Annotated in this window: 9 protein-coding genes; 1 reads left to right on the top strand and 8 read right to left on the bottom strand. The window is 49.1% G+C overall.

Annotated elements, in window-relative coordinates; translation table 11 throughout:
• Positions 1-373 precede the first annotated feature (373 nt).
• Positions 374-1,066, top strand: a complete 693-nt coding sequence (locus tag H141_RS20200) for a transposase (RefSeq protein ID WP_157610881.1) — start codon at positions 374-376, stop codon at positions 1,064-1,066.
• A 54-nt stretch (positions 1,067-1,120) separates the two neighbouring features.
• On the opposite strand, the gene tviB is transcribed toward H141_RS20200, so the two are convergent.
• The 8 genes from tviB to H141_RS0111745 form a co-directional block, all read right to left on the bottom strand.
• A complete protein-coding gene (gene tviB / locus H141_RS0111780; protein ID WP_019676473.1) occupies positions 1,121-2,398 on the bottom strand; it encodes a Vi polysaccharide biosynthesis UDP-N-acetylglucosamine C-6 dehydrogenase TviB in 1,278 nt (425 codons plus the stop codon).
• A gap of 16 nt (positions 2,399-2,414) precedes the next feature.
• A complete protein-coding gene (locus H141_RS0111775) occupies positions 2,415-3,440 on the bottom strand; it encodes an SDR family oxidoreductase (protein WP_019676472.1) in 1,026 nt (341 codons plus the stop codon).
• A gap of 100 nt (positions 3,441-3,540) precedes the next feature.
• Positions 3,541-4,677: a non-hydrolyzing UDP-N-acetylglucosamine 2-epimerase gene (wecB, locus tag H141_RS0111770; RefSeq protein WP_019676471.1), complete on the bottom strand. Its 1,137-nt coding sequence runs from the start codon at positions 4,675-4,677 to the stop codon at positions 3,541-3,543.
• Between the two features lie 88 nt (positions 4,678-4,765).
• On the bottom strand, positions 4,766-5,614 hold the full coding sequence (locus H141_RS0111765) for an MlaA family lipoprotein (protein WP_019676470.1): 849 nt from the start codon (positions 5,612-5,614) through the stop codon (positions 4,766-4,768).
• Position 5,615: 1 nt separating this feature from the next.
• Complete coding sequence (ccmI, locus tag H141_RS0111760; RefSeq protein ID WP_019676469.1) at positions 5,616-6,821, bottom strand: c-type cytochrome biogenesis protein CcmI; 1,206 nt, start codon at positions 6,819-6,821, stop codon at positions 5,616-5,618.
• Positions 6,818-7,288 (bottom strand): cytochrome c-type biogenesis protein, encoded by a 471-nt coding sequence (locus tag H141_RS0111755; RefSeq protein WP_019676468.1) that lies wholly within the window; start codon positions 7,286-7,288, stop codon positions 6,818-6,820. The genes ccmI and H141_RS0111755 overlap by 4 nt, the downstream gene beginning before the upstream one ends.
• Positions 7,285-7,872 carry a thiol:disulfide interchange protein gene (locus H141_RS0111750; RefSeq protein ID WP_019676467.1) on the bottom strand — a complete coding sequence of 196 codons (588 nt, stop codon included), beginning with the start codon at positions 7,870-7,872 and terminating at the stop codon, positions 7,285-7,287. Before H141_RS0111750 ends, H141_RS0111755 begins: the two co-directional genes overlap by 4 nt.
• Positions 7,865-9,844 (bottom strand): heme lyase CcmF/NrfE family subunit, encoded by a 1,980-nt coding sequence (locus H141_RS0111745; protein ID WP_019676466.1) that lies wholly within the window; start codon positions 9,842-9,844, stop codon positions 7,865-7,867. Before H141_RS0111745 ends, H141_RS0111750 begins: the two co-directional genes overlap by 8 nt.
• Positions 9,845-9,846: the final 2 nt, after the last annotated feature.

The raw sequence follows: 9,846 nt of genomic DNA, 5'->3' as shown, positions 1-9,846 counted from the left end.
TTTTTCAAAAGCTTTACCGTGAATTCCACGGCCAAGCTGGGTAATGGTTAGCTTGTTCTGATGCACTGCACTTTTCACACAGGCTTCAAGCGCCTGTCGGCGCTGGCTGTGCATATTGGGCGTGACGGCTTTCACAAAACGGGTTAGCATTTGCAGAACATTCATGGCGTGTCCTTGATAGGTTTGTTTGGCGATAGATCTGATCACCGAACGCCATGAATGTTCCTTCTGAATTCATCTTTTTGTTTTAGCTAACAATTTTGTGGGGATACCTCAGGGTCAGAGTGATTTTAAAAATCACTCTGACCCTTTTTATTGCTTTATAGGTATTTTTTGCTATGTTTTTTAAAACTTAAATTAACTTAATATCAATATGTCTCGCAGAAAACGATATCTTATAGCTAACATGCCATATCATGTGGTGCAACGGGGCCACAACCGAAACAATTGTTTTTTTGATGAAACTGACAAGGCGTGCTATTTGTCAATATTAGAGAGATGCCTGTCAGTTTATCAGGTGCAGCTTCATGCTTTTGTACTGATGAGTAATCATGTTCATTTGCTAATGACGGCAGGTCAGGATGGAAAGATCTCGAATGTCATGCAGAATCTGGGACGAGACTATGTGCACTATTTTAATAAACGTTATCAACGGGTTGGTACGTTGTGGGACGGACGCTTTAAAGATAGTCTAGTCGATACCGATCAGTACTTTCTGGCTTGTCAGCGTTATATCGAATTAAATCCGGTTCGGGCCAATCTGGTAGCCCACCCAGCAGAATATCACTGGTCCAGTTACCAGACTAATGCCAGAGGCGTACCAATAGGAATTGTTACTCCACATCAGGTTTATCTGAATTTAGCGGATACGCCTGCAAAGCGTTTAGAAAACTACCGGGCACTATTTGAGCAGAATTTTCCGGAAAATGAGTTAAAGCAAATCCGCGACGCTATTAAGCATAACTACCCGTTAGCGAACGAAAGTTTTGTACAACACATAACTAACAAGTACAACATTAGTTTTGGTCGGCGAAACAAAGGCAGGCCTGAAAAAGGGTCAGAGTGAATAAATTATTCACTCTGACCCTTTTTACGATTTATGGGTTTGGGGATTTAGCAGTTACAACCTTAAATCGGCTTCATCGGCGCTGAGCAGATATTTCAGGTCGTAAACGATATGCTCCGGTTTAGCCAGGGCTTTGATGCCTTTGGCACCCATGTCGCGAAACTGTTTGTGGGCGACAGCCAGAATAATAGCATCGTAACTGCCAGCTTCCGGGCTGCTAATAGGCGTTATACCGTATTCATGTTCAGCCTCTTTTGCATCAACCCAGGGATCGAAGACATCAGCCGTGACACCGTATTCTTTTAACTCGTTGACGATATCAATGACTTTGGTATTGCGGATATCAGGGCAGTTTTCTTTAAAGGTTAAGCCCATTAACAGCACTTTGGCGCCGGCAACATGGATGCGTTTTTTCACCATAGCTTTAACCAGCTCGCTGACCACATAGCGGCCCATGCTGTCGTTAATCCGCCGACCAGCCAGAATAACTTCCGGGTGATAGCCTATAGATTGCGCTTTATGGGTTAAGTAATACGGGTCGACCCCGATACAATGGCCACCTACTAAACCTGGCCTGAATGGCAGAAAGTTCCATTTAGTGCCGGCTGCCAGCAATACTTCTTCAGTGTCGATGCCAAGCTTATTGAAAATCACTGCCAGCTCGTTAATCAGCGCAATATTTAGATCACGCTGGGTATTTTCGATGACTTTAGCCGCTTCGGCTACCCGGATGCTGCTGGCCTGATAAGTACCAGCCGTAATGATGCTGGCATATAACGCGTCAACCGTTGCAGCAATAGCTGGTGTTGAACCTGAGGTGACCTTTTTAATAGTGGTAACCCGATGCTCTTTATCGCCCGGGTTAATGCGTTCAGGGCTGTAACCGGCATAAAAATCCAGGTTGTACTTAAGGCCGCTGACCCGCTCAATTACCGGAATACAGTCTTCTTCGGTAGCGCCAGGGTAAACGGTAGATTCGTAGATAACGATGTCGCCAGGGCTGATTACTTTACCCAGGGTTTCGGAGGCTTTAATTAACGGGGTTAAATCGGGCCGGCGGTGTTCATCTATCGGTGTTGGCACGGTGACGATATAAATATTGGCACTTTTTAAGTCATCCAGCTGATGGCTGAATTGCAGGTTAGCGGCACTGGCCAGCTCTTCGCTGCTAACCTCAAGCGTGTGATCAGTCCCGCTTTTTAATTCGGCTACCCGCGCCTGATTAATATCAAAACCGAGGGTCTGATAATGCTTACCAAATTCTACTGCCAACGGCAGACCAACGTATCCGAGGCCGATTATAGCCAGTTTTGCATCTGTTAAAGCTGTCATATCTTTCCTTTTGCCATTATTTGGCTGGCTGGGCAATATACCAGGGCATCGCTACTGCGATACCTTCGTTAATGGTGTGGCTTGGCAAATAACCTAGCATAAGTCGTGCTTTGCTGACGTCAGCCTGAGAGTGACGAACATCGCCAGGTCTGAAATCAGCATATTCCGGCGCATGTGCGTAAGCAATACCATTACCAGCCAGCGCACTTTGAATAGCACTGAATAACTGGTTCAGGGTGGTTCTGTCTCCCACTGCGACGTTAAATACTTCGCTTTGCTCGATATTTGCCAGAGCGGCACGCAGATTAGCCTGCACGGCGTTATCAACAAAACAAAAATCGCGGCTGGTTTCACCGTCGCCGTTAATCACAACTTTCTCGCCGGCGATCATCGCGGCTGTCCACTTCGGGATCACAGCGGCATAGGCACCGTTAGGGTCTTGCCGCGGGCCAAATACATTAAAGTAACGCAAACCAATACTATGAAAACCATAACTGCGGCTGAACACCTCGGCGTACAGTTCGTTGACATACTTGGTGATAGCATAAGGTGATAATGGCTTACCGATGTTGGCTTCAACCTTGGGTAGCGCCGGGTGGTCACCATAGGTAGAGCTGGAAGCCGCATAAACAAAGCGTTTAACCCCGGCATCGCGGGCAGCTACCAGCATATTCAGAAAGCCACTGATATTCACTTCGTTGGTCGTTACCGGATCGGCCAGCGAGCGAGGCACCGAACCGAGCGCGGCCTGATGCAGCACATAATCAGCACCGGCTACGGCTTGCTTGCAATGCTCAGGGTCACGGATATCACCCTCAATAAAGCTAAAGCGTTGCCACTGTTCAGGAGTTACCAGGCGTTGCACTTCATCCAAATTACGCTGATGTCCGGTTGCAAAGTTATCCAGGCCGGTAACCTGTTGGTTAGCGGCAAGTAGCGCCTGCAATAAGTTTGAACCAATAAAGCCGGCACAGCCAGTGATCAGCCAACGATGAGCTCCATCATCGCATTTTAAGCTATTGATTAGCTTGCTAAAATCCATTTCATCTCCATTGCTGTTATTTTTTCTGAGCCTAAAATTAGTTGTCGATAATACCACAGCTGACAAACTGATTTAAACTACTGTTAAGACCGGCTAAACGCTAATTGCTGCTGGCCATTTTTTGTTTAATCGCAGTAACAATCCGCTGGCAAGCCTTTCCATCGCCATAAGGGTTATGTGCAAAGCTCATGCTCTGATAATACTCGTTGTCAGTTAATAAGCGGCTTACCTGCTCAACAATTTTCTGGCGGTCAGTACCCACCAATTTAACGGTACCGGCACTTACGGCTTCAGGTCGTTCGGTGGTGTCGCGCATTACCAGCACTGGCTTACCCAGTGAAGGGGCTTCTTCCTGAATTCCACCAGAGTCGGTTAAGACGATAGTGGCGTTACTCATTAAGTAGACAAACGGCAGATAATCCTGGGGCGGTATCAAATGAACATTAGAAACGTCGCTCAGCAAACGAAACACCGGCTCGCGGACGTTGGGGTTTAAATGCACCGGATAGACGATATCGCAATCAGGAAAGGCTTTAGCCAGCTCAGCCAGGGCGGCACAAATTTGCTCAAAGCCATCACCAAAGCTCTCCCGACGATGGCCGGTAACCAAAATTAAGCGCCGGCCATGCTGACCATAGGGAAACTGTTTGGCGAAGGCAGTGTTGAGTTTTTCGTCCTGACCAATTTTGCTTACTACCTGCAGCAGCGCATCAATTACAGTATTGCCGGTAACCACGATAGTGCTGGCGGCAACATTTTCAGCCAGCAAATTAGCTGCAGAGGTATCGGTAGGGGCAAAATGTAAACTGGTAATTGCACCCGTTAGCTTGCGGTTCGCTTCTTCCGGCCAGGGGCTGTAAATGTTGCCGGTTCGCAGCCCTGCCTCTACATGGCCAACCGCTATTTTTTCGTAGTAACAGGCCAGTGCCGCAGCAAAAGTGGTACTGGTATCACCATGCACCAGCACGATGTCGGGTTGAAAATCGCGCAGTACCGGTTTTATTTTCAATAGAATACTGGTGGTAACGTCATACAAATCCTGGCCGGATTTCATAATTGCCAAATCATACTCTGGCTCAATTGCAAACAGGCTGAGCACCTGATCCAGCATTTCCCGATGCTGTCCGGTAACACAAACCCGGCTGTCAATTTCACTGTCATCTTTTAACAAATTAACCAGAGGTGCCATTTTAATAGCTTCGGGGCGGGTTCCGAATACGCTGAGTACTTTTATCATAATAATCCTTAATCCTGTATATCCATTTTAAGCACTCTGACCCCTTTTTTGTTTGCTAATGCCGAAAAAGGGGTCAGAGTGATTTTATTTATTGGAATTCGTCGAGATAGTCCAGCAGCTCGTCGTCCAGCTCTTCTTCCTCGGGCTGCGGCGGATTACCGTCGTATAATTTAAACTCCTGGCGTTGATAATAAGACTCTTTGACAAAGGCGTAGGGGTCAAGTGAGTCTTCCAGCATTTGTTCGACATTCATCAGTTGTTCGCGGCTGTCCAGGGCGTTGATCGCAAAACGGGTTATGGTCAGTGGTGTATTTAATAAACCAAGCGGAAAGTATAAACCATCGACAATACCACCAGCAGTGCCCCGAACCGTGGTTGGCCCTCGCGCAGGGATCATTAAGTAGGCGCCATCGCCCACACCCCAAACGGCCAATGTTTGGTTAAAATCTTCTTCAGCTTCTGCCAGACCAATTCTAGTCGCTACGTCAAACAGACCAAAAACGCCAACAGTAGAATTTACCAGAAAACGGCCGGCACTGACTGCTGCCCGCCCGGGTTTAGCTTGCAGCAAGCCATTCAGGAAGCTGGCCGGTTCATTCAGGTTTTCAACCACATTAATTAAACCTTTGCGGGCAGGTTTGGGCACGACGGTCATATAGCCGACAGTGACCGGGCGCAGCAGATACTTGTCGAGCACATCGTAGTTAAAATCCCACAAGGGCCGGTTAAGTCGCTCGAGCGGATCGCGGGGGTCGGCATAAGCCGGCGCTTCTGTCTGCGCTGTCTCTGCTGCTTCGACATAGTCGTTGCTGCCATTTGTTGACTGCATCGTTTGTGGTGAGGGCGACTCAGGCTTACTGGCACAACCGCCGATAGCCAGCGCGCTGGTCAGCAGCAAAGTCAGCGCTAGACGATGCTTAAAATTGTTAACTACCATGTCAGGGTTCCAGGGTCAGCGTGACGCTGATTTTTGCATCGTTAAAAGTAAGAACTTCGGATTCTACCTGCAGATCACCCGCCATTTTATCGACGGTACCGGCCTGCGACATCCGGGCAACAACCACAACCTGATCAGCCTGGATCAGGCTCCAGTCAGCCTGCATCGCCATGTTTTCATCCAGTAGCAATTCTACTTCGCCACTGGGCAGCGGGATCCGTTGCACTGCCAAGGGTAAATTAGGGCCATCTACAGCCCGGGCAAACAAAAACAAACTGGCATCCGGGTTGGCTGCAGCCAGTTGCGGCGCTACCGTTAACTTAACCCGGATTTGCCGGCCAATACTGGCTGTGTTATCGACACCCAGCTCACTAAGTTTACTTATCACCAGTGGGTAACGTGGATCAGTTGGTTCAAGTTGCTCTGCCAACAAACTCCAGGCTTTAACTGCCTCTGCGGTATCGCCTTTTTCATGAGCAATTAATGCCATTAGCGACATGGCATCCAGGTTATCTGGTTCGGTCAGTAAAATTCTGACCACCGCGCGCCCGGCCCTGGCCAGGTTTTCATCGCCGCCCACCACAATTAATGCCTGTGAAAAATTTAACAGCAGCGGGATCCGGTTCGGGCTCAACGCCAGTGATTTTTCAAACGCCTCTATCGCATCTTCCATTAACCCTTGTGACATCCAGATGCGGCCAAGTAACATCCAGGCTATCGCATCATCCCCCTCCTCGGCCAGCTTGGTGCGCAGCGCCAGCGCAAATAAGCGGGTTTCATGCTCGGATAACGGCTCGCCCTGCCCCAGTAGTGAACGCTCACCGTAGCTGGCTAAATCGGTTTTGGCTTGCTGCCAGTCTGCCAGTTCGGTGTAATGGCCGTTAAACCGGTATATTAACGCGACCGCAACCAGCACAAAGAAAACTAACCCCAGGTGCCACCCCAATTGCCGCTTAGGTTGGCTATAACTTATTGTTTGTTGCTGTTGCTGGTTAAACTGTTGCTTTAACTCTGCCGCCGCACTGGCAAAATCTTGTTCGGCAAGCTCGCCGCTGTCGCGGGCTAATGCTAGTAATTGCAGCCGTTCTTCAAACAATTGCAGCGGTGTTTGGTTATTAGCAGCACTGGCCTTCCGGGGCCAACTGATAATAATGGCACTAAGCGCCAGCATCATCACGGCGACAAACAGCAACGGCCATAACATCATTTTTTACTCCGGTATTGTTCAATCAGTTTATCCAGCTCAGCGTCCAGGCTCTCTGGTTGCGGCTGCACAGATAACGGCTCGTTAGCCTGCTGCTGGCGACGTTTCAGCTGCAAGCCAACCAGTCCCAGCAGCATTAACAGCGGGGCCAGCCACAGCCATAAGGTATAGCGATTAACGGGTGGCTGGTAATGCACAAAATTACCATAACGGTTAATCATATAGTCCAGCACTTCACCGCGATTACTGCCCTGCATAATCATGTCGTAGGTTTTCTGGCGCATATCTACCGATACCACTGCGTTGGAATCGGCAATATTCTGATTTTGACATTGCGGGCAACGCAATTCTGCAGTGAGCTGCAGATACAGCCGCCGCTGAGCCTCATTTTCAAAGCTCAATACTTCTTCAGTTGCCTGAACAGGCAAGCCAAGCATTAACACAACGATTAACCAAATAAAAATTTTCATGGTTTGGTTCCGTCCTGCTGGCGCCACTGCTGATAAATCGGTGCCAGTTTATTGCGCCAGACCTGCGGGTTAATATCACCAATATGATGCGCCCGCACTATACCCAGGCTATCGATAATAAAGGTTTCCGGCGCACCACTTACTCCCAGGTCCAGTGCCAGGCTACGCTCAAAATCCAGAATATTAAACTGATAAGGATTGCCTTGCTGTTGCAATTTATTACTAACGTCCAGTTGCAGCTCGGTTAAATCAAAGCGCTCGCCCAGCATCGGATCGGCCGGCAGCACGTAGTATAAACCGACAATTTTAACGCCCTGTTGCTTCAGCTCGGTCATATAACTCAGTTCAGCATTACAGGTGGGGCACCAGGTTCCCCATACATTCAGCAAAAAGGTTTCGCCAAGCAACAACTCTGGCTGCCAGCGTTGTTCCGGGTTCATTAAATCAGGCAAATTAAAGGCTGGTAGCGGTTTATTAGTAGTGACCGACTCGCGCTCCATCGGATTGGAAAACAAGCCACTGAATAAAAACGACGCCAGGGCCAGGAACAGTGCCAGCGGCATAAAAAACAGTAGTTTACGCATTGCTGGCCTCCGCTCTGTCAGCTGCAGCCAAACTTGCGCCGCTGCGCCGGTAGCGTTTATCGAGCAGTGCCACCAACGCCCCCAGCGCCATTAACAAGCCACCGAGCCAAATCCAGCGCACAAAAGGCTTAACATACAGCCGCAGCGCCCAGGCATCACCCGGCAGGGCTTCACCCAGCGACACGTATAAGTCACGGCTTAAGCGGGCGTGGACTGCAGATTCTGTCATCACGGTACGCTGAATCGTATAGAAACGTTTTTCAGCATGCAGCTGAGTAAGTAGCTGTCCTTTGCTGTTATGCACTGCTATTTCTGCCGCTTCACCGCCGTAATTTGGCCCATCTAACGGGTACACTTCAAGCAAGGTAAAGTTATAGCCAGCCAGACTAATACTATCATTTACCTGCATGCGTACATCACGCTCAACACTATAGGTTTTGGTCATCGCAACCCCAACCACCAGCACGGCAAAGCCGATGTGAGCGATAGTCATGCCATAGTGGCTGGCATGCAATTTAAAGGCACCTTTGGTGACAGAACCAAACTGGCTCATTCGCTGGTACAGTTCATACAGCGCAGATACGCCCACCCAGGCACCTAACAGTAAGCCCAGCAGCGCTAAATTGGCCTGCACACTCTGCATTGCAGCAAGGGTGCCCAAGGCAAGCACCAGACTGGCAACAGCAATCAGGCTCAGTGGCCCCAGCAATGGCTTTAATGGCTGTTGTTTCCAGCGCACCCAGGGGCCAAGCCCCAGCAGCAGCGCGAACGGAATGGTCAGGTAGTAGAACATCTGGTTAAAAAACGGCTCGCCAATAGAGATGGTGCCAAGGCCAAGTTCTTTATGAAACAGCGGAAATAAGGTGCCAAGAAACACCACCAGAGTAGCCGTTAATAAAAAGACATTATTACCCCACAACATCACTTCCCGCGAAAACAACTGATAGCGGGCCTGACTGCGCACCGAGTTCATCCGGCTGGCATATAATGCCAACGAACCACCGATAACCAGTAACAGGAATACCAGTAAAAAGATGCCCCGATCAGGGTCGGCTGCAAAAGAATGCACTGACACCAGCACCCCGGAGCGCACCAAAAATGCACCAACCAGGCTTAATGAAAAGGCACCCAGTGCCAGTAATACGGTCCAGGACTTAAAAGTACCGCGTTTTTCCGTTACCGCCAGGCTGTGCAATAATGCGGTACCCACCAACCATGGCAAGAATGAAGCATTTTCTACCGGATCCCAGAACCACCAACCGCCCCAGCCCAGTTCATGGTAAGCCCACCAGCTGCCAAACATAATGCCAAGCGTTAAAAACAACCAGGCTGCCAGGGTCCATGGTCGGGCCCAACGGGCCCAGGTGCTGTCAAACTTACCGCCAATTAATGCCGCAATGGCAAAAGCAAACGACACAGCAAAGCCAACATAGCCCATATAAAGCAGTGGCGGATGGATGATCATACCGAAATCCTGCAACAACGGATTAAGGTCCATCCCCTCAACCGGATAAAACGGCAAACTGCGGGCAAAGGGGTTTGACATAAACAAGGAAAAGGCAATAAAGCCGATATTAATTAGCCCCAGCACGCCCAAAATGCGCCCCTGCATTAGCAGTGGCAAGCCTTTGGAGAATATTGCGACCAAAGCAGTCCAGCCGGCCAGCATTAAAATCCACAGCAACATTGAGCCTTCATGTGAGCCAAAGCTGGCCGTGATTTGATAATACCAGGGTAAAATAGAACTGGAGTTGGTCGCGACATTAATGACGGTAAAGTCACTGGTTAAAAAGGCATGAACCAGCGCCAGCTTTGCCAGCAAACAGAAAATAAACAGGCCAATCGCCAGCGGCTTAGCTTGCAGCAAAGCCCTTTGATTACCACTAAAACTGCCATAAAGTGGTACCGCAGACAACAAAAAAGACAACACCAGGGCAAAGGTCAGTGCCAGCTGGCCATATTCAGCTATCATCG

The sequence above is a fragment of the Arsukibacterium perlucidum DSM 18276 genome (assembly GCF_000382165.1).
Taxonomy (GTDB): Bacteria; Pseudomonadota; Gammaproteobacteria; order Enterobacterales; family Alteromonadaceae; genus Alishewanella; species Alishewanella perlucidum.
This window is presented reverse-complemented; position numbering and strand designations above follow the sequence as displayed.

Coding starts and splice junctions, on each gene's coding strand:
- H141_RS0111755 (WP_019676468.1), bottom strand. CDS start 7,288: ATGAAAATTTTTATTTGGTTAATCGTTGTGTTAATGCTTGGCTTGCCT.
- H141_RS0111745 (WP_019676466.1), bottom strand. CDS start 9,844: ATGATAGCTGAATATGGCCAGCTGGCACTGACCTTTGCCCTGGTGTTG.
- H141_RS0111765 (WP_019676470.1), bottom strand. CDS start 5,614: ATGGTAGTTAACAATTTTAAGCATCGTCTAGCGCTGACTTTGCTGCTG.
- wecB (WP_019676471.1), bottom strand. CDS start 4,677: ATGATAAAAGTACTCAGCGTATTCGGAACCCGCCCCGAAGCTATTAAA.
- tviB (WP_019676473.1), bottom strand. CDS start 2,398: ATGACAGCTTTAACAGATGCAAAACTGGCTATAATCGGCCTCGGATAC.
- H141_RS0111750 (WP_019676467.1), bottom strand. CDS start 7,872: ATGCGTAAACTACTGTTTTTTATGCCGCTGGCACTGTTCCTGGCCCTG.
- H141_RS0111775 (WP_019676472.1), bottom strand. CDS start 3,440: ATGGATTTTAGCAAGCTAATCAATAGCTTAAAATGCGATGATGGAGCT.
- ccmI (WP_019676469.1), bottom strand. CDS start 6,821: ATGATGTTATGGCCGTTGCTGTTTGTCGCCGTGATGATGCTGGCGCTT.
- H141_RS20200 (WP_157610881.1), top strand. CDS start 374: ATGTCTCGCAGAAAACGATATCTTATAGCTAACATGCCATATCATGTG.